Genomic DNA, 20,552 nt, shown 5'->3' on the forward strand with positions numbered 1-20,552 from the left:
TAGCAAGCATATAACGTTAAAAAATGACCAATGAAAGAGACAACCCCAGCCGCGATGCCCCCCTGCTTCGATAGATGGTGTCAAAGATTTGACGATATTTTTGGTCATCTTGCCCAAAAACGAGAGTTTAGGAACTATTTAGGGGGATTATTGGGAGAAAGTGAGCGAAAAAACTTGTCGCAGATGGCAGCAAACGCCGTCGGAGTAACTTACCACAAATTACATCATTTTTTAACAGCAGCGCCTTGGTCATTCAATGAGGTCAATCAACGTCGCCTAGACGTAATGAATCAGTGTAACCAAACCAAGATTAGTCGAGGATTTAGCCTGATAATAGATGATTCAGGTCACCGAAAAAGTGGTAACTTTACCTCTATGTGTAGGAAGACAATACATCGGACAAATCGGAAAAACTGATAATGGGGTAGTAGTAGTTACAAGTCATCTATATGATGGTAAGAAGAGCCTGCCATTAGATATTGAATTATATAAAAAAGCCGACTCATTACCAGAAGGAAAAGATGACCCAGAATTCAAAAAAAAGCCAGAAATAGCCATAAATTTAATCGACAAAACCTTAGCGAGAGGCTATAAACCAGGAATAGTCTTGATGGATGCAGGGTATGGTAATAACACCAGTTTTTTACAAGAATTAGAAAACCGAAAATTAAAATACATCGGAGGAATCGCCAAAAATCGCAAAGTAATAATTCAAAAAACCGAAAATGAAACAGAGGAAATTCGAGCAGACAACTTAACAAAAGCCTTACCTGTAGAGGCTTTCACAAAAATTCAACTCAATCTCGAACGACCGAGAACAGTATGGGTAGCAATTAAAGAAGTCGAATTATCAAAATGCACGGGTAAGAAAGTAATAGCCATCGTCATGAATGCAGATACTTTCGATACCGCCACTGAAATAGATTATTTGATGAGTAATGTTGACTTATCAACAGCGACAGAGGAGTGGATAGTAAAAACTTATTCACAAAGAAATTGGGTTGAAGTTTTCTATCGGGAAGCCAAGGGCTGGTTGGGGTTAAATGAATATCAAATCAGAGATGAAACTAGCCTTAAAAGACATTTTATTATGGTGTTTTGTGCCTACACTTTCATTCTCTGGCATACCTTAACAGGAGGATTAAGGCGTAGATGGGCAAACAAATCTTTAAACACTTTTAATGATGCACTCGAAGCATTTCGGACAGCCATATCTTTTAGGTTTGTGAAATGGTTGAACCAAAATTGGGACGTATTCTCCGCTTATAAAGCCAGTTTAGGCTTTGTTTGGGCTTAAAATTTGTTTAAGTCCCGTTAGTTACAGCTAGCCGTAGGGAACGTTCTGCTAAATTATTATCTGGAGGAACCGAGGGGTCATTCAGAAAATACCACTATTGTTCTGCCTTATCCCGTAAGGATTTGAGTAACAAACCTGCGGCATGACCAACTTGGTTCAACCAAGTCGCCAAAGCAAGATTCAATCGTATTTTGAAATCATTTGTCCAGGAGTCGTAGGTGAGTTGATCTTTCGTCTTTCGCCAGGACTCATGGGCCTTAAAAGCTTCATCTATTAATGAAAAAAATACTTGGGCGACTGCTGCATTATTATTGTTCCCAGGGAGTTCCAGCACTTTCTTGAAATGCCGTCGTAAATGAGCCAGACACTTCTGTTGGGCTGTGGTTTTGTAACCATTATAGACACTGAAATCGTCTGAGCTTAAGACTCCAGCAAATTCTGTATCCAGCATGGTTTCTAGTTCTACACGCCCCCTGGTATCTGCGGCATGGAATAAACAGAATCCCTCTCCACTAGCTGTCCATAGCCATTCTTTAACTCCCATTACACACTCTTAGGGTTTCATCTACATGAACATTTGATTGAAGAGGTGCCCATTTCCACAGTGCATTGATAGCTGGCTCTACTGCTGCTACTCGTTGATTGGTTTTTTGGAGTGTTCCCACTCCCACTTCTATTGTGCCGAGTTCCCACAACAATTCAGTCAGCTTGGCGTAGGAAAGATGTCCATAATTCCCTAACCAGACGCCGGGTGCTTGGAGATTAACGCTCAAGTCTTGCCCTGGAACTATTCCCAAGGGTGGTTCTCCTCGAATTACTGCACCACATTCGAGGCATTTACACGATTGCGTCTGATATTCAACGACTTCAATTGGTTTCGCTACTAGACTTGCCACTTGCTGTCTGTGGATGTTAATTACTCCACCTAATTCTTTACTACCACAATTGAGACAGATGTCGGGTGATCTAATCTCTGTTCTGTCTACTCGTCCAAACCCTTTGCGAGTTTTTCCCTGATCACCTGGTTGTCCACCTGGTTTCTTTTTTTTGTCTGCTTCTGGTTTGACTGTTGGTTTCTCTGATTTCCCGATCAGATCCGTTGATGGGGGCTTTGATGAAGTCTGACTGGTGGTTCGACTTTTGCCCGTAGCAATGGCTAGTTTTTCTTGCAATTCTTCAATAATTTTTTGCAGCCCCAGTACCATTTCCACCAGTTCAGCTTGGCTCAACTGCTCGATGAAGGTTTTTTTCTGCTCTTTGGTGGCTGCGGGCTTTTTCATTCGTTTATTTTACCAGCTTTTGCCACTTAAGTTTTTTTTGACCTGAATCCTTACATATATTGTTACGTGCTTTGTCGGATTGGACTTGTTCTGTCACTAATGACGGGATTGCTATCGTTACATCTCCAGCATTGCACAGCTATGCAGAGAAATGTTCAGCGTAAATAAATCAGAAATACACAAATACCTTGAAAGCTACAAGTCTGAATCATAGATAGATAGCTTCTCAGCAGTTTGTTTAAACCGAGACATTAACCGGGAACCACTAGATACCTGATGTTTCCTCACGGCGTTATCTCCGTGAACATTGCGCTAAATTGCGATCGGGGGGAATCTTCATGTCACAAAATTACTACCATTGATATCCTGTCTCACGCAACGACCGCAATAAAAGTCCCGCAGCACAACCAACATAGCTCAGCCAAGTATTTAACAATTCTGCCAGTCTGACTTTAAAGTTCCTCACCCAACTATGATAATCGAATTCTTCAGCCTGTTCACGCCATTTTCGATGTTGTCGAAATGCCTGATCAATCAATTCCAAGAACGCAGAGGCAACCGAGAGCATCCCAGTTTTGCTTTTATAGTGCGAACTCTCTAAACGAGCGCCTAAGATACTGCCTGTGTTTTTTTATGTGCGCCTGTGATCAGTAATGGGAGCCGATCTACACAACAGGTCAAGCGTCTAATGGGTGGGCTAACTGCACCAATTTCTGATGTCCGATAGCAACACTTTGTACTGTCACCTGTACCTTAAGGGGAAAACTTTAATAGTTTCTTTATTTTTACTCGCGTGACAATTCAATTACAACCCTGTCTGCGGTTTGGGGCTTGATATCTTGTCTTTTTCAAAATACCAGAGGCGGGTTTCACTAACAATCTGTACTTCATATCCACAATATCTATCAACCCGCCCCACCAGGCGACAAAATTTTATAACCAGCAATTCAACGGACATATCGAATGTTTGTTGACAATAACCAACACCGTGTTTTCACTTAGTGTATGTATCCTGTGATTTGTGACCGCAAAATACACTATGGCGATCGCACAACTCAAAATAAGGTAGTATTAGTTTAATGAGAATTAGATGCTTTAATTTTTAAGTAAAATCAAGTTGAGTTAAATTATGTTAACCTTACCACAATATCAAGTCAATTTTACTCTGCACGAAGGCGTCGAAACAATCATCTATCGCGCACAAACACCGACAGACGGACACCCAACAATCCTCAAAGTCCTCAAAGCAGAATATCCCACACTCGAAGCTATTACCAGGCTCAAGCACGAATATCAAATCCGCCAAAATTTAGACAGCCAACAAATCGTCAAAGCCCTCAGCCTCGAAACCTTTGACCACCGATTAGGAATGGTTTTAGAAGACTTTGGCGGCGAATCCCTCGCCAAACTGCTGGAAAGACAGACATTGAGTCTGCAAGCAAATTTAAACATCGCCATCTCAATAGTCAAAGCCTTACAATACCTGCATTTTCAGCACATCATCCACAAAGACATCAAGCCCAGCAACATCATAATTAATTCCCAAACAAAAGAAGTAAAACTCACCGACTTCGGCATTGCCACAAAACTCAACAAAGAAAACCCGCAATTCAACAATCCCAACTCAGTCGAAGGCACATTAGCCTATATGTCACCCGAACAAACCGGGAGAATGAACCGCACCCTCGACTACCGCACCGACTTTTATTCCCTCGGCATCACCTTGTATGAAATGCTGACCGGAAAATTGCCTTTCCCCAGCAACGACCCCTTAGAAATAGTTTACAGCCACATCGCAATTCAAGCAATTTTGCCGCATCAAATCAATTCAAAAATTCCCGTAGCCATCTCAGAGATTGTGATGAAATTGATGGCAAAAAATGCCGAAGACAGATATCAAAGTGCGGCCGGATTATTAGCCGACTTAGAAACTTCTTTGCATCAGCTAGAAAGCACAGGCAAAATAGCAGACTTCTTTCCGGGCCGCTTAGACATTCTCAGCCAACTGTTAATTCCCCAAAAATTGTACGGTAGAGAACAACCAGTCAACGAACTATTAGCAGCATTTGAACGTGTTGGGGCGGGTTTGACCAACAATTTGTTAGAAAAACTAACAACTTCAGAACAAAACCCGCCCTTATCAGGAACTAGCGAACTAATGCTAGTTTCTGGTTACTCAGGCATCGGCAAATCAGCCGTAGTCAACGAAGTTAGCAAACCCATTACCAGGTCAAAAGGTTACTTCATCAGCGGCAAATTCGACCAATTCAAACGTAACATTCCCTATGCCTCATTAATCCAAGCATTTAACTCGCTGCTGCGCCAGTTGCTAACAGAAGGCGCAGCTTCTTTAGAAACATGGCGCACGAAAATATTAACAGCATTGGGAAGAGATGGGCAAGTAATTGCCGACGTAATTCCTGAAGTTGAATTAATTATTGGCAAACAGCCAGAAGTGCCGGAAGTCGGCCCGACAGAAGCACAAAATCGCTTCAATCGGCTGTTCAAAGAATTTCTGCGGATTTTTGCGCAAAAAGAACACCCGTTAGTTATATTTTTAGACGATTTGCAGTGGGCTGATTCAGCAACTTTGAAATTAATGCAACTGCTGATTACTGACCCAGAACAGCAGTATCTCTTGGTAATTGGTGCTTATCGAGATAATGAAGTTAGTCCGACTCACCCATTAATTCAGACTGTAGAAGACATTGAAAAAACTGGTACAATTGTCAAAAATATTGTATTGCAACCGCTGGATTTAGCAGATGTGACTGAGTTAGTCGCTGATACACTTAATGATTGCACAGAAAAAGTCACGAATCTAGCGGAGTTAATCTGGAATAAAACGGGCGGTAATCCTTTTTTCTTGACGCAATTACTCCAAGCACTTTATCAAGACAATCTTTTAAAATTTGACTTTGCTGCCATTACTACTGATGGAAGTAAAGGCGCGTGGGATTGGAGTATTGATGAAATTCAAGCGATTGGCATTACCGATAAAAGTGTAGTAGAACTCGTAGCTTCTCGGATTGAAAAATTGCCAGAATCGACGCAAGAAATATTAAAATTAGCAGCTTGCGTGGGTGATAAATTTGCTCTCGATGTGCTGTCAATTGTCAGCGAACAGTCGGCGAGTGTTACAGCTACCGAACTTTATTCAGCTTTGCAATCCGGGTTAATTTTGCCCTTGAGCGATGCTTATCGCATTCCTTTGTTATTTACGCCAGGAGAGGCGGTTAATCTGAGTTTTGACACGTCGCGGGTGGGATTTCGATTTTTGCACGATCGCGTTCAGCAAGCCGCCTATTCGCTAATTCCCGAAGCTCAGAAGCAATCCACTCATTTAAAAATCGGTCAACTACTGTTACAGAACACTCCAGATGAACAGCTAGAAGAAAACATCTTTGATATCGTCAATCAATTGAATGTCGGAATTGACACGATTAGTCAGCCAGTCGAAAAAAATGATTTAGCCAGATTAAATTTAACGGCTGGACGCAAGGCAAAAGCTGCTGCTGCTTATGAATCTGCTGTTAGGTATTTGCGGGTGGCTATGGAATTATTGCCAGCGGATTGTTGGCAAAGTCAGTATGACTTAACATTAGCAATTTACGAGTCAACAGCAGAAGCTGAATACTTAAACATCAACTATGAAGATTCAAAAGAACTGGTCGATATCGTACTGCAAAAAGCTAACAATTTACTGGAAAAAATGAATGTTTATGAACTTCAAATCCAGTCTTACAATGCTCAAATTAGACTTGTAGAAGCACTAAATACAGGACTGGAAGTGCTGGAACTGTTAGGCATTTCTTTTCCTCAAAACCCCACCGCGCTAAATATTGTGGCGGGACTGGTACAGACAAAACTGAGCTTGGGATTGAAACGAATTGAGGATTTAGCTAACTTGCCAGAAATGACAGATCCCAATCAACAAGCAGCCATGCGGATTTTATCAGGGATTATCAGCACTGCTGTTCAGGGAAAACCCCGCCTGGTACCACTGCTGGCATTTAGGATGGTCAAGCTGTGCATTAAATATGGCAATTCGCCTTATGCAAGTATTGCCTACCTTTATTATGGCGTAGTTATGTGCCGGCTAGGGGACATTAGTTTGGCATACCAATGCGGTCAACTGGCCATTAGGATGTTAGACAAATCTCCATCCCGTTCAATGAAAAGTAGAGTTTATACACTCTTGGGTTGTTTTATTCTACACTGGAAAACCGAGCTTTACTCAGGATTAAGCGTTCTCAAGGAAGGTTTTCAAACTGGGATGGAAACTGGAGAATTGGAATATGCGAGTTATTGTATAGGTCAATATTGCTTCAAAAAAATGTCGATAGGAGAGCCTCTAGATTTGGTGGATCAGGAGACTGGTAAATATATGAAACTAATGCAGCAATCTCAACTAGAAATGGCTGTACAGTATCTAAGTATAGGCAGGCAGACAACCCTCAATTTGCTCGGTCAAGCTGTCGAACCCTGCCATTTAGTCGGTGATAAATTTAATGAAGTTAAAACGCTCCCCGTTTTAATAGAATCTAAAAACTTTTTTTTAGTGAGTTTGGTTTATCATGCCAAAACTCAGCTTAATTTTATCTTCAGAAACTACGCGGAATCCTTAGAAAATTCAAGGTTGTTTGAGAAATATGAAGAAGCTGTAGCCGGATTTTATGTAGTTTCCCTGAATAATTTTTACTCTTCTATAAGTCTTCTCGCTTTGTATCCCCAAGCAGAGAAAGGGGAGCAAAAGCAATATCTGAAAAAAGTGCTGCGAAACCAAAAGCAAATGAAAAAATGGGCAGTTGATGCTTCGATGAATTATCAACACAAATACGACTTGGTAGCAGCGGAAACAGCGCGAGTGTTGGGGAAAAATACCGAAGCAATGGGATTGTACGATCGCGCAATTGATGGAGCAGCCAAAAACGGTTACATTCAAGAGGAAGCATTAGCCTATGAATTAGCCGGAGAATTTTATCAAACTTTGGGTAAAGAGATAGTTTCTCAAGCATATCTGACTAAAGCCTATTATGGATATATCCATTGGGGAGCCATAGCTAAAGTTAAACATTTAGAATCAACACATCTTTTCTTAGCAGCACAGACGCGCACAATTCAAACCCCAACTTTCAATGTCACGCGCACTGCCACGGGAAATACTACCAGTAGTAGTTTAGGCGATTTATTAGACTTAGCTACTTTTATTAAGTCGGCGCAAGCCATTAACGGTGAAATTGTTCTCGAAAAATTGTTGACCAAATTAATCAAAATTATTTTAGAAAATGCGGCGGCTCAAAAAGTAGTGCTGCTGCTGCTGAAAAACGATATCCTCTGCATAGAAGCTACTGGCAATTTTGCGGAGGATCAAGTGACACTTTTACCGTCTATTCCCGTAGAAAATCGTCAAGATGTTCCCGTGTCTGTGATTAATTACGTACACCGCAGTCAAAAGCATCTGGTTTTAGACAATGCGACTGTCGCCGAACCTTTTAAGGTAGATACCTACATTCAGAAATATCAACCCAAATCAATTCTCTGTTTGCCGATTATTTATCAATCTCAGCGACGCGGCATTATTTATCTAGAAAATGCTTTGACGGTAGGAGCTTTTACAGCAGAGAGAGTAGAAGTATTCAAAGTGTTAATTTCTCAAGTTGCTATTGCCGTAGAAAATGCTGGTTTATATGCGCGGGAGCAAGAAAAATCTCAACAGTTAGAAAAATCTTTCCATGAATTGCAACAGGCGCAACTGCAACTGATTCAAAGCGAAAAAATGTCGGCTTTGGGTAACTTGATTGCAGGGGTGGCTCACGAAATTAACAATCCGCTGGGTTTTATTGCGGGGAATATTGAGGCTGCGGCTGAGGCTAGCTTAGATTTGATTGATTATTTGCATCTTTATCAAGAAAAGTTTCCTAATCCGGGTGATGAGTTGGAGGATAAAGCATCGGAGATTGATTTAGAATATTTGATGGAAGATTTGCCGAAAATGCTGTTGTCGATGAAGTCTGGGACTGAGCGTATTCGCAATATTAGCACGTCTCTCCGTACTTTTTCCCGTTCTGATACTGCGAATAAGGTGTCAGCAAATATTCATGAGGGTATCGACAGCACTTTGCTGATTTTGCAGTATCGCCTGAAGGCTAAGGATACTCGCCCCGCAATTAAAATTATCAAAGAATACGGAAATATCCCGCCTGTTAAGTGTTATTTTGGGCAACTGAATCAGGTGTTTATGAATTTGCTCAGCAATGCGATCGACTGTTTTGACGAATCCAATCAGGGCCGCACTTACGCTGAAATTCAAGCTTTACCGAATACGATCGCCATTATCACCCATGTCTCGCAGGATAACAACAGCGTGGTGATTACCATCAAAGATAACGGCCCAGGGATGTCGCCCCAGGTGCAGGCGAAAATATTTGACCATTTGTTTACGACGAAGGGAGTCGGAAAGGGTACGGGTTTGGGGCTTTCTATCAGTCGGCAAATTGTGGAGGAAACTCACGGCGGTAAGCTGAGTTGCGAGTCTGTGTTGGGTGCAGGTGCGGCATTTGCGATCGCACTTCCTTTGAATTAAGCAATCAAACACGGACTCGGCGGTTGAAACCGCGTCTACACGAACGAAGTCTGCCTCCGCAGACTAAGAGTGATTAACACATATTTTAAAATTTGTCAATGTCTAATTATCTCTTAAAAAGTCCGCTGTTCACAGTTTATATTCGGCAATATACAGTTACATTATTAGCTAAATGTAATAAATGTATTTGATAGGAGTATTTCGAGTGAACGCTGCCGAACAAGCCAGAAATATAGAAGTTGCTAGCAAAATTGCTGCGGTTGTTAATTTATTCAAATCCCAATTCCCGGATGCGAAAGTTGATTTGAAACCTTGGATGAATGATCAGGATACTAGGGAACTTGTTGATCCAGATTCGATCGACATTGGCTTCCATTTTCCCGGTAGAAGTCGCTTGTTACAAAGCCGCAGCATCTTGATCCAAATCCGATTTTACCAAGATCCGGTCGAAGGATCTCGGCGGGCGATCGGGGTTGAGGCCGCTGGTTACGATCATACTGGTCAGCAGTGGCGCTTTTCTACGGTGGAAAATTGGGGTTTTGTGGGTGAAACTGAGCCCGCTGCGGAGTCGGCAGAAAAGCTCAAACACTTTTGCCGCGAGATATTTGGTTTGTTTAATGGCTGATATTAATTACGGTGTCGGTAAATAAGTCGGCGGTTGAAACCGCCTCTACACAAACGATGTCCGCCTCCGCGGACGAAGAAATAAAGGGGATATTTAGGCCGGATTTGATTTTAGTCTTGATTGTCGCAATTGTCGATCGACCTACAGCCCACTGCATAAACCGATTGGTAAGTTGTCGATCGCTTACCAAACAAAGTATAGCGGTTGTCGCGGACTTGTTCGTACACGCGATCGCCCATCCACTTCATCCCCGGCATCGCGCGGTAAGCAGCCACAAACACCTCGCCAGCAGGCAATATCCGCCCGATTTCTTCGGCGGCATCGCTACCTTGCCAGCGTTTTTCTGGATTGTCCGCATCTATCAAAATTATCCCCATTTCGCAGTCGTCAGAAGTTATCCCAAAGCGCTTTAATTGCTCTAAATCTTGCATGGAAATATACTCAAAATTCTTGCCTTGGTCTAAGTTTTCTAGTAACTGCACCAAGGTGACGCAGAGATTGCAATTGCCGTCGTAAATTACGTTGTAATTCATGGTTGTGGGAAGAATGAATGGGGCATGGGGCATTGGGCATTGGGCATTGGGAATGGGGAATGGGTAATTGGTAGTAAATAACTACTGACTACTGACTACTAACTACTGACTACTAACTACTAACTACTAACTACTAACTACTGACTACTGACTACTGACTACTAACTACTGACTACAGGAATCTCGATCGCAAATTCCGTACCTTGACCCGGTGCGGAATTGCACTTCAGCCGCCCGCCGTGCTTTTCCACCACAATTTGATAGCTAATCGATAGCCCCAAACCAGTACCTTTCCCCGGTTCTTTCGTAGTAAAAAACGGATCGAATAGCCGTTGGTGAACATCTACAGGAATTCCAGGGCCGTTGTCAGCAATCCGAATCACAATATGAGAAGGACGGCGAATAGAATCATCAGAAACAGCAGAATCTGCCTGCATCAAAACATCCTGTTCATATTTTACCTCAGTACAAATCCGCAGCGTCGCCGAAGGACAAGAAGGAATAGGCGCCAGTTCCCCGTCGCCCCACTGTCCGGTTTCCATTGCCTCTTCCAAAGCATCAATTGCATTGCCAATAATATTCATAAATACCTGATTCAACTGTCCTGCATAACACTGTAGGCGCGGTAAATTGCCGAACTCTTTGAGCAGCGTAATTTTCGGATGTCCTGCCGTTTCTTTCAGCCTGTGCTGCAAAATCAACAAAGTGCTGTCAATCCCTTCGTGAATATCCACCTGTTTTTGTTCAGCTTCGTCCAAGCGCGAGAAATTCTTCAGCGACAGCACAATCTGGCGAATTCTTTCTGCTCCCATTTTCATCGATTTTAACAAGTTAGGCAAATCTTTGAGCATGAAATTTAAATCTATTTCATCTATTTCTTCTCGAATTGCCTGTGTTGGTTCTGGATATTCCTGCTGATAAAGTTGCAGCATTCTTAGCAAGTCTTGAAAGTAATCGTCCGCGTGCATGACGTTGCCGTAAATAAAGCTAACTGGGTTGTTTATTTCGTGAGCTACGCCAGCTACTAACTGCCCCAAACTTACCATTTTTTCATTTTGGACCATCATGCTTTGAGTTTTATGCACGTCCCGCAGGGCTTTCGCCAATTCTTGATTTTTAGTTCTCAATTGACTTTCGGAAAGCCGCACCGCTTCTTCTGCTTGTTTGCGATCGGTAATATCTTTGCGAATTGCTACATATTGATGGGGTTCTCCACTGCTATTTAAGAAAGGTACAATCGTAGTATCCAACCAGAATAATGTGCCGTCTTTAGCTTGATTTTTCATTTCTCCCCGCCAAACATTTCCCTGGCGGATGGTTGACCAAAGTTGCTTGAAAAAATTGGCTGGGTGATAGCCGGAATTGACAAGTTTGTGGGTTTTACCGATCAATTCCTCCCGCGAATATTTAAAGAGTTCAGAAAATTGGTCGTTGACATAGGTAATAACGCCGAATTCGTCGGTATTTGAGACAATTGCCGATTGATCTAAGGCAAATTTTTCAAATTCTAATTCTTGGAGGGTTTCGCGCAATTCTGCTTCGGCTTGTTTGCGATCGCTAATATCGGTAATCATCCGCAAAACCCCCGAAAATTCGCCCTCAGCGTCGAACATCGGTGTCGCTGAGACGATCGCCCACAAGTGAGAGCCATCAGAGCGAGTAAACTGAAAATCATGGCGTTCGCGGATGCCTTGTCGCCTGCGCTGCACATAGCTTTCAGCTATTTCCCTATCCTCGTCGCCGATAAACTCAAATAGCGATCGCCCCTGCATTTCCTCCACAGTATACCCCAGCATTTCGGCCATCCGAGAGTTAGCAAAAGTCGTGTTGCTGTCGGCGTCAAACATCCAAACGCCCTCCGAAGCAGTTTCGACAATGCAGCGGTAATAACTCTCGCTTTCCCTGACAGATTCAGTAGCTTGTTTGCGATCGGTAATATCAGTTTCTACCGCAATAAAACCTTCGAGTTCCCCAGTCTCTCGATAAATTGGGGCGATCGAAAGCGCCACCCAATAACCCTTTCCATCCTTCCTGTAATTGTAAATTTCCTGATTAAACGGCTCGCCGGCATCCAAAGCCGATCGCAATTGGGCAATAGTTAGCGGGTCTGTTTGAGGGCCTTGCAGCACATCACCCGGTTTTTTCCCCTGCATTTCGGCCAGCACGTAACCGCTAATTCGAGTAAATGCTTCATTCACCCATTCAATGCAGCCTTGAGCATCAGTAATAATCACACCATTTTGCGTTTTTTGAGCCACGATGGCTAGGCGCGACAATTCTGTTTCAGCTTTTTTGCTTTCGGTAATATCTTGAGCAATAGCCAGAATGTATTTAGGCGCGCCAGAAGCGTCAAACAAAGGAACTTTTTTAGTGTGCAAAATCCGCTTTCCCCGGTGCGGAAGTTCGATGATTTCTTCTGGCAAATCAACCTCTTTACCCGTGGTAAATACTTCTAAATCTTGTGCTTGCAAGTAATTCGCCTGATCTGCTTGCAACAAGTCAGCAGCATTATTTCCCAGCACTTCCTCGCTCGTATAGCCAAACAATTCTTCGCTAGCAGCATTCCAATAAATAAATCTTTGTTCCACGGCATCTTTAATAAAGACGCTAACCGGCAGATTTTGCAATACCGCATTCAGAAAATCTTGAGTGTTTCGCAGGTTTTCTTCAACTCGCTTCCGCTCAGTAATATCCAAAATTACTCCGTCGAGATAGACAATGGGAGACAGAGAATTTGCGATCGGCGAAATCGGCGAAACCACAGCAGACAATAATTCCTCAATTTCTCCTTGTCCCTCTTGTTTTCCTCTAGCCTCGTCTGTTTCGCAGCAGACAGCTTGGCCTTTTTCGTAAACCCAGCTAATTTTGCCGTCAGCCCTGACAATCCGGTATTCAAGGATGTACGGAGTTCTGGTTGTCACACTTGTTTGGACGGCATCATCCACATTTTTGCGGTCTTGAGGATGGATAATGCTGGCAAAAGAACGCACGCGATCGTTGATAAAATCCGAGGAGGGATAGCCAGATATTTCTTGAATAGCCTCGCTCAAAAACACCATAGTCCGCATCGATCCGGCGTCGCCCCTACAGTCGCAGGTACAGCGGTAGACAGCACCGGGAATATTAGCTACTAAATTTTTATATCGTTCTTCGCTGCTTAACAAAGATGAGCTGTCTTCGTTAGGGCGATCGCCGTTTTTAAATTTTTTTGAAGAATTAGAGGAAATTTGCATGATTTTGTCACTTGTGAGTGCAGGGGCAAGTGTTGGAGTAGATGACCGTATAAAAATTGAATTTAATTTGCGTAATTATTCGTTATCAACTAATATAGTACAAAATTACTTCTGCGAACATTCATAAAATTTTATTGTGGCTAATAAGCAGAGCTAATCAAGGATATTATGTAGAAGCCAGAAGGCAGTTCGGCAACGGATTTTATAACGGATTTTATAACGGATGCAAACGGATGGATGTTCAGGAAAGATTTTTGCGATTATCCCCATCTCCCCATCTCCCCATCTCCCCATCTCCCCATCTCCCTGTCTCCCCATTTCTCACTCTCGCACTCTCGCACTCTCCCACTCTCGTTACAATAAGATAAGTTGCCTGGCTATCGATCGCCCTCAAACAAAACACCATGACTCAACAACAACCCCGGATTTGCATTCTCGGCGGAGGCTTCGGCGGACTCCACACAGCCCTGCGCTTGAGTCAGTTACCCTTCTCCAAAACCGAAAAACCTGAAATTGTCCTAGTTGACCGTCGCGATCGCTTCCTGTTCGTTCCCCTGCTGTACGAGCTCCTGACTGGCGAGCTCCAAACCTGGGAAATCGCCCCGCCCTTTGCCGAACTTTTGCAAAACACAGGTGTGCGCTTTTGTCAAGGTACTGTTTCCGGCATCGACTTGGAGTCCAAGCGAGTGCAGCTACACGACGGGCCAGAAATTCCGTGCGATCGCCTCGTTTTAGCTTTAGGCGGCGAAACTCCCCTAGATATGGTCAAAGGAGCCGTTGAATACGCTTATTCCTTCCGCAGCCTCGATGACGCCTACCGCTTGGAAGAAAGACTGCGATTTTTAGAAGCTAGTGACACCGATAAAATTCGGGTGGCGATCGTCGGTGCAGGTTATTCGGGAGTAGAATTAGCTTGTAAATTAGCCGATCGACTCGGAGACAAAGGTCGCGTGCGGTTAGTAGAGCAAGGCGACACGATTTTGCGGACATCGCCGGAGTTTAACCGCGAAGCCGCCAACAAAGCATTAGAAAAACGCAAAGTCTGGATCGACTTAGAAACCACAGTAGAGGCGATCGAATCCGACACCATATCCCTACTCTACAAAGGACAACTAGATGTTCTCCCCGTAGACATAGTATTGTGGACAGTAGGAACCCAAGTTAGTCAACCAGTGCGATCGCTCCCCCTCAAACAAAACCACCGCGGTCAACTAATAGTTAACTCCCAGATGCAAATTATCGACCATCCAGACATATTTGCCTTGGGAGACTTAGCCGAATGTCACGACGCAACAGGTCAACAAGTCCCCGGAACAGCGCAAACAGCCATCCAGCAAGCCGACTACACCGCCTGGAACATTTGGGCATCACTCACAGGCCGCCCATTACTACCTTTCCGGTACCAGTCGCTAGGAGAAATGATCACATTAGGAATAGACGAAGCCACCCTCACAGGTTTAGGAATTCAACTCGATGGACAACTAGGACACATTGCTCGCCGCCTAGCCTATCTCTATCGGATGCCAACATTTGATCATCAATTAAAAGTTGGTTTCAACTGGATTAGCAAACCAATTCAGGAGTTGCTTAAAAAGTAATCAATGCTTCTTTAAATAGATCGGTAACAGGCAAGATGCCTGTTCCACAAAGATTTAGTTTTCTTGTGGGATGGGTAACAACAGGCAAGATGCCTGTTCCACAAAGATTTAGTTTTCTTGTGGGATGGGTGACAACAGGCAAGATGCCTGTTCCACAAAGATTTAGTTTTCTTGTGGAATGGGCAAGATGCCCATTCCAATAGAGAATCTTAATCACAATAAAAAATGCAAAATATAACAGTTCAAGATCCAAAAACCGAACTTCCAGTCCTAATCGAGCGGGAAATTCTTTTCGGCAACCCCGAAAAAACTCGCCCCAGCCTTTCACCAGATGGCAAGTATCTCGCCTACATTGCACCCGACGAAAACAACGTCTTGCAAGTGCGACTCCGTACCGTAGGTCAAGTAGATGACCGCCAACTAACAGCCGAGAAAAAACGCGGCATCCGCATCTTTTTCTGGACTTACAGCGGCGAAGATCTCATTTATCAGCAAGATATTGATGGTGATGAAAGCTGGCATTTCTTCTCAGTCAATATCCAGTCAAATCTCGTTCGCGACTTGACACCATTTCAAGGCATTCAAGCTCAGCCGATCGCCCTTGACCGCAACTTCCCCAATGAAATCTTAGTGGGAATGAACATCCGCGATCGGCGCAAACACGATGTTTACCGCATCAACCTGAAAAATGGCGCCGTTGAACTCGACACCAAAAACCCAGGTAACATCCTCAGTCGGACTTGGACTGCTGACGCCCAATTTCAAGTGCGGGCGGCCACAGCTACAACTCCCGATGGCGGCTCAGAATTGTTATGGAGGGAAACTGCGGACAAGTCTTGGGAAAGCCTGCGAAGCTGGGGCGCCGACGACGAAGGCGGTGCCTTCATGTTCTCCGAAAACGGCAAAATTCTTTACATCATTGGCAATCACGATGCTAACGCCGAACGTTTGATCGCATTCGACTTGGAAACCAAACAAGAAACGGAGATTATCTCTGACCCAGAATACGATCTTGGCGGTATTGTCGTACACCCCACCAAGCGAGAGATTCAGGCGGTTTCCTTCTACAAGGACAAGCAAGAGTGGCAGATTTTAGACCAAAGTATAGCAGAGGATTTTGAGGCGATCGGCAAATTCCGTCCCGGCGAATTCGACCTCACCAGCCGCAACCTCGCCGACACTACTTGGCTAGTCGCTTACATCACAGACGACGGCCCATATTACTACTATGTGTTCGATCGCACTTCCAAAACTTTCACCTTCTTGTTCAGCAACCAACCAAAACTCGAAAACCTGCCGCTGTCGTCAATGGAACCGATAGCTTACACAGCAAGAGATGGTTTAACCATTCACGGCTACCTGACAAAACCTGTCGGCGTCTCAACACCCGTACCAACAGTTTTGCTAGTACATGGCGGCCCCTGGGGACGCGATACCTGGGGTTACGATCGAGAAGCCCAATGGCTGGCAAACAGAGGTTACGCCGTCCTGCAAATCAATTTTCGCGGTTCCGCCGGCTACGGCAAAGCCTTTCTCAATGCCGGCAATCGCGAATGGGCAGCTAAAATGCACGACGACTTGCTAGATGGCGTAAATTGGCTGGTAGAAACAGGAATTGCCCAACAGGATAAAATTGCGATTATGGGCGGTTCATACGGCGGTTATGCTGCCTTAGTGGGATTGACTTTTAGTCCCGATGTTTTTGCTTGCGCCGTCGATATTGTCGGGCCAAGCAATTTGATTACGCTGCTGCAAACTATTCCCCCTTACTGGGAACCGAGAAAAGCAAGTCTGTATCACCGCGTCGGCAATTTGGAAATAGAACCAGAGTTTTTGAAATTGCGATCGCCTTTATTTTTTGTCGATCGCATCCAGAAACCTTTACTAATCGGCCAAGGCGCTAACGACCCGCGAGTGAAAGTAGCAGAAAGTGAGCAAATTGTCAATGCCATGAAGCAAGCCGGCAAACCTGTAGAATACGTGCTTTATACAGACGAAGGACACGGATTTGCGCGCCCAGAAAATCGCCTGCACTTTTATGCGATCGCCGAAGAATTCCTCGCCAAATATTTAGGCGGTCGATTTGAACCAGCCGATAATATTGCCAATCATTCCGGTGTGTTAAATCCCCCAACCACTAACAACTGACAACCAACTAACTAATGACTAATGACTAATGCCAACTGCCAACTGCCAACTGCCAACTCCCAACTGACTAATGACAAAACTTATCTTTTTAGATGCCGCCGGCACCTTATTTGACGTTCGCGGCAGCGTCGGCGAAGTCTACGCACAACTAGCCAAAAAAATCGGAGTAACAGTTAAAAGCGAAGACTTAAATGCAGCATTTTACCAAAGCTTCGTCTCAGCAAGTCCGATGACATTTCCAGGAATAGAAGCAGCAAAAATTCCCCAACTAGAATTTGATTGGTGGCTAGCAGTTTCCGCTAAAGCATTCCAAATAGCAGGCGTTTTCCACCAATTTTCAGACTATCCAAAATTCTTTGCCGAACTCTACGCTCATTTTGCCACCGCCGAACCTTGGTTCGTCTATCCAGACGTATTACCAGCATTAGATAAATGGCAACAACAGGGAATCGAATTAGCAGTAGTCTCGAATTTCGATTCGCGACTCTATCCAGTATTGAAAGCCCTCGACTTAGCCAAATATTTCACATCAGTCACAATTTCCACCGAAGTTGGCGCAGCAAAACCCCAGCCGGAAATTTTTACAGCAGCGTTGCAAAAGCACAACTGCACAGCCGAAAATGTCTGGCATATCGGCGACAGTTTCAAAGCAGATTATTGCGGTGCAAAAGCCGCAGGCTTACAAGCAATTTGGTTGAACCGACAACAGGAAAAAGTTGCAGAAAGCAAATTGCCTTTAACTGAAACCAAATTAGAACAGTGCAGCAGTCTTGATTATTTGGCAATTTAACTTGATAATTATCTAGATATAATATTTAGTCCCGTTAATTAACAGGACTTGATATCAATTATGTAAATCACCTCGCCCAACCATGAAAAAAAACTCAATCCAAACTATACTAACAGACACAATGACCGTGTTTTGGGGAGAATGGCTAGATTTGCGAGTCCGAATCCTGCCAATTGCCGCCGCTGGTTTAACCTCTCCATTAATTTACATTCTAGCTTTTGGTTTCGGCTTGGGTAGTTCCATGCCTAAACCTGCAATTGGTGGCAATTATCTAGAATTCATGCTGCCGGGAATGGTGGCACTTTCATCGATGACAGTAAGTTTTACAGGCGCAGTATTTTCTATTTGTGGTGAACGCCTTTTTAGTAAAACATTTGAGGAATTGCTATTGCTGCCGGTACACCCTTTAGCTTTGCACGCAGGCAAAATGCTAGCCGGAATACTGCGGGGACTGCTAACCTCGGTTTCGGTGATTTTAGTAGCAGTTTTGTTTACTCAAAAGCTGGTATTTCTGCATCCGCTATTTTTGTTAGTGATTATTCTAAATTCCGCTGTGTTTGCGGGCATGGGAGTGATAGTGGGTTTAAACGTAAAATCTCTCGAATCTGTCGGATTGTACAACAATTTTCTGATAACTCCGATGTCATTTTTGGGAGCGACTTTTTTTGACCCCGCATCTCTACCTGTAGCCATGAAAGGCATAGTTTATCTGTTACCACTGACTTATGCCAGTATTGGATTGAGAGCGGCTGCTTATGATATGGCAAAGTTTCCTTGGTATAGCATACCTGTTTTGTTGGCGGCTGCGATCGCCTTTTCTGCGATCGGTGCCCGCCAGTTTTCTACTCAGCAAGACTGAATAAAGAAGTCATTAGTCATTTGTCATCAGTCATTTGTCATTAACTCTCGTTCCCAGGCTGAGCCTGGGAATAAATACCCAGAAGCTCGGCCTCTAGAAACTCAGAAATGGCTTAAAAAATATTAGAAAGTAACTTATAAATCAAGCGAAAAATAGCTGTTGCTGCGATCGCCCCCAACGCCGCCAACCATCCCACAAACAACACGCTAGTTATAGGAGAACCCGGATAAAGTGGAAGTGCCTTCGCGCACAAAGCTGGGAAAAACCACAGCACAGCCAGAGTACCTGCGCTAATAATCAGCATCTCAGTTTGCTCGATCGCCCTGCGGTACTGGCCAAAAATCAGACCCCCCACAATCATCCCCAACAATCCGATGCTCACGCCTGGATTCGGCAGCAAACTCGTCAGGGCGATCGCCAGCAACCCCCCCTCAAAACCCGTAAACGCAGCCCCTCCCAAAACATCCCAAATCGAAAAAGCCCCTCTCGGCGGAGGTTGCAGATTTCCCGGAGGAGTCACAGGAACAGGCACGGGAGGCGGCAGAGGAGGTGGTAGCTGCACAGGAGGTAGGGGAGGCGGAGTCGCTACTACAGGCGGCTGTACGACCATCGTAGGCTGTTGAGAATTGTATTTCAGAGCCGCTTCCACCTCCGCAGCCGATTGATAGCGCTGGCTGGGAGCCGGCAATAACATTCGATCGAGAACTTCAGCCAAACGCGAACTTACCTGCACGCGAGAATGCCAATTCCACTCATTTTGATAACTATCAAACAACTCCGTCGGCTGCAAACCACTCAGCAAACTAATGCAAGTCACAGCCAAAGCATAAAAATCCGTTGCTGGATAAACTTCTTGTCCGCTCATCTGTTCTGGCGGAGCATAACCCAAAGAATAAATACCAGTCGAAGCCTTAGAAGTGCCCGCAGTTTGCGTCACCTGTTTGACAGCCCCAAAATCTAATAAATAAAGCCGACCATTTTTAGCCCGCATAATATTAGCAGGTTTAATATCCCGGTGAATCGAACCGCGAGAGTGCACAAAATCAAGAACCTTCAAAATTTCCCGCAGCACCTCCATCGTTTCATCCTCCGAAAACTTACCTTTAACAGCAAGTTCTTCCTCCAAATTTTCACCATCAATAAATTCTTGAACCAGATAGAAAAACTGATCGTTTTTCCCCCCTTGCAAACTCGTAACAGTCAGCTCAAAAAACGCCAGCAAACCCGGAATTTGCGAATGTTCATTTCCCAGTTCTTCTAGCACGGCCGCTTCCCGTTCAAACAAAGTTTGAGCAATTTTTAGCTGTGCCGGAGTCAGACTTATCGACGGCTGCAAAAGTTTAGCAACGCACTGCCGCATCCCCGGAGTATAGCGGTCTCTGGCCAAAAACGCCGCTCCAAAACCGCCTTGACCTAACAACCTCACGGGCAAATAGCGGCCGCTCAAAATCATGGGCATCCCGCAAGTCGTGCAAAACTTTTGCTGCACCGTTTTCAGCATCGAACTGTCATCGAGATCGGAAAAATAGTTTTGAGGGCGCGGGCAGCCCGGACGGGTGCAGTAAACTTCCATTTTGGTTTGCTAATTGGTAATTGGGAATTG

11 protein-coding genes and 1 pseudogene are annotated in these 20,552 nt (G+C 44.2%); 7 read left to right on the plus strand and 5 right to left on the minus strand.

The genetic code is table 11. The features are described from left to right. The first annotated feature begins 30 nt into the window (after positions 1-30). Positions 31-1,297 (plus strand): annotated as a pseudogene (locus QUB66_RS03220) (IS701 family transposase). A gap of 94 nt (positions 1,298-1,391) precedes the next feature. On the opposite strand, the gene QUB66_RS03225 reads toward QUB66_RS03220, so the two are convergent. Together QUB66_RS03225 and QUB66_RS03230 are read right to left on the minus strand one after the other, a co-directional pair. Continuing rightward, positions 1,392-1,841, minus strand: a complete 450-nt coding sequence (locus QUB66_RS03225; RefSeq protein ID WP_442923302.1) for an IS66 family transposase — start codon at positions 1,839-1,841, stop codon at positions 1,392-1,394. After that, positions 1,831-2,577 (minus strand): DUF6444 domain-containing protein, encoded by a 747-nt coding sequence (locus QUB66_RS03230; protein ID WP_332965945.1) that lies wholly within the window; start codon positions 2,575-2,577, stop codon positions 1,831-1,833. The genes QUB66_RS03225 and QUB66_RS03230 overlap by 11 nt, the downstream gene beginning before the upstream one ends. A 1,129-nt stretch (positions 2,578-3,706) precedes the next feature. On the opposite strand from QUB66_RS03230, the gene QUB66_RS03235 reads away from it, so the two are divergent. Both QUB66_RS03235 and QUB66_RS03240 read left to right on the plus strand, forming a co-directional pair. Then, positions 3,707-9,163 (plus strand): trifunctional serine/threonine-protein kinase/ATP-binding protein/sensor histidine kinase, encoded by a 5,457-nt coding sequence (locus tag QUB66_RS03235; RefSeq protein WP_332965944.1) that lies wholly within the window; start codon positions 3,707-3,709, stop codon positions 9,161-9,163. A gap of 205 nt (positions 9,164-9,368) precedes the next feature. Then, the gene (locus tag QUB66_RS03240; protein WP_265235134.1) at positions 9,369-9,788 is read left to right on the plus strand and encodes a hypothetical protein; all 420 of its coding nucleotides are present in this window, start codon (positions 9,369-9,371) and stop codon (positions 9,786-9,788) included. A 110-nt stretch (positions 9,789-9,898) separates the two neighbouring features. Here the strand turns inward: QUB66_RS03240 and QUB66_RS03245 are convergent, their stop codons facing one another. Beyond that, positions 9,899-10,321, minus strand: coding sequence for a thiol-disulfide oxidoreductase DCC family protein (locus QUB66_RS03245; RefSeq protein ID WP_265235142.1), 423 nt, complete (start codon positions 10,319-10,321; stop codon positions 9,899-9,901). Positions 10,322-10,482: 161 nt separating this feature from the next. Next, positions 10,483-13,554, minus strand: coding sequence for a PAS domain S-box protein (locus QUB66_RS03250; protein ID WP_265235133.1), 3,072 nt, complete (start codon positions 13,552-13,554; stop codon positions 10,483-10,485). Between the two features lie 404 nt (positions 13,555-13,958). Here QUB66_RS03250 and QUB66_RS03255 point away from each other — a divergent pair, with 404 nt between their 5' ends. The 4 genes from QUB66_RS03255 to QUB66_RS03270 all read left to right on the plus strand — a co-directional run bounded on the left by QUB66_RS03255 (position 13,959) and on the right by QUB66_RS03270 (position 18,949). Further along, positions 13,959-15,152 (plus strand): NAD(P)/FAD-dependent oxidoreductase, encoded by a 1,194-nt coding sequence (locus tag QUB66_RS03255; RefSeq protein WP_265235132.1) that lies wholly within the window; start codon positions 13,959-13,961, stop codon positions 15,150-15,152. Between the two features lie 225 nt (positions 15,153-15,377). Beyond that, positions 15,378-17,300, plus strand: coding sequence for a S9 family peptidase (locus QUB66_RS03260; RefSeq protein ID WP_265235131.1), 1,923 nt, complete (start codon positions 15,378-15,380; stop codon positions 17,298-17,300). Positions 17,301-17,370: 70 nt separating this feature from the next. Continuing rightward, complete coding sequence (locus QUB66_RS03265; protein WP_265235130.1) at positions 17,371-18,090, plus strand: HAD-IA family hydrolase; 720 nt, start codon at positions 17,371-17,373, stop codon at positions 18,088-18,090. Between the two features lie 82 nt (positions 18,091-18,172). Further along, positions 18,173-18,949, plus strand: coding sequence for an ABC transporter permease (locus QUB66_RS03270; RefSeq protein WP_265235129.1), 777 nt, complete (start codon positions 18,173-18,175; stop codon positions 18,947-18,949). 112 nt (positions 18,950-19,061) lie between these two features. On the opposite strand, the gene QUB66_RS03275 is transcribed toward QUB66_RS03270, so the two are convergent. After that, the gene (locus QUB66_RS03275) at positions 19,062-20,522 is read right to left on the minus strand and encodes a serine/threonine-protein kinase (protein WP_332965939.1); all 1,461 of its coding nucleotides are present in this window, start codon (positions 20,520-20,522) and stop codon (positions 19,062-19,064) included. Between the last annotated feature and the right edge of the window lie 30 nt (positions 20,523-20,552).

Origin of the sequence: Microcoleus sp. A2-C3 (assembly GCF_036706065.1) — a bacterium.
Lineage (GTDB): Bacteria > Cyanobacteriota > Cyanobacteriia > Cyanobacteriales > Microcoleaceae > Microcoleus.

Coding starts and splice junctions, on each gene's coding strand:
- QUB66_RS03225 (WP_442923302.1), bottom strand. CDS start 1,841: ATGGGAGTTAAAGAATGGCTATGGACAGCTAGTGGAGAGGGATTCTGT.
- QUB66_RS03230 (WP_332965945.1), bottom strand. CDS start 2,577: ATGAAAAAGCCCGCAGCCACCAAAGAGCAGAAAAAAACCTTCATCGAG.
- QUB66_RS03235 (WP_332965944.1), top strand. CDS start 3,707: ATGTTAACCTTACCACAATATCAAGTCAATTTTACTCTGCACGAAGGC.
- QUB66_RS03245 (WP_265235142.1), bottom strand. CDS start 10,321: ATGAATTACAACGTAATTTACGACGGCAATTGCAATCTCTGCGTCACC.
- QUB66_RS03250 (WP_265235133.1), bottom strand. CDS start 13,554: ATGCAAATTTCCTCTAATTCTTCAAAAAAATTTAAAAACGGCGATCGC.
- QUB66_RS03255 (WP_265235132.1), top strand. CDS start 13,959: ATGACTCAACAACAACCCCGGATTTGCATTCTCGGCGGAGGCTTCGGC.
- QUB66_RS03260 (WP_265235131.1), top strand. CDS start 15,378: ATGCAAAATATAACAGTTCAAGATCCAAAAACCGAACTTCCAGTCCTA.
- QUB66_RS03265 (WP_265235130.1), top strand. CDS start 17,371: ATGACAAAACTTATCTTTTTAGATGCCGCCGGCACCTTATTTGACGTT.
- QUB66_RS03270 (WP_265235129.1), top strand. CDS start 18,173: ATGAAAAAAAACTCAATCCAAACTATACTAACAGACACAATGACCGTG.
- QUB66_RS03275 (WP_332965939.1), bottom strand. CDS start 20,522: ATGGAAGTTTACTGCACCCGTCCGGGCTGCCCGCGCCCTCAAAACTAT.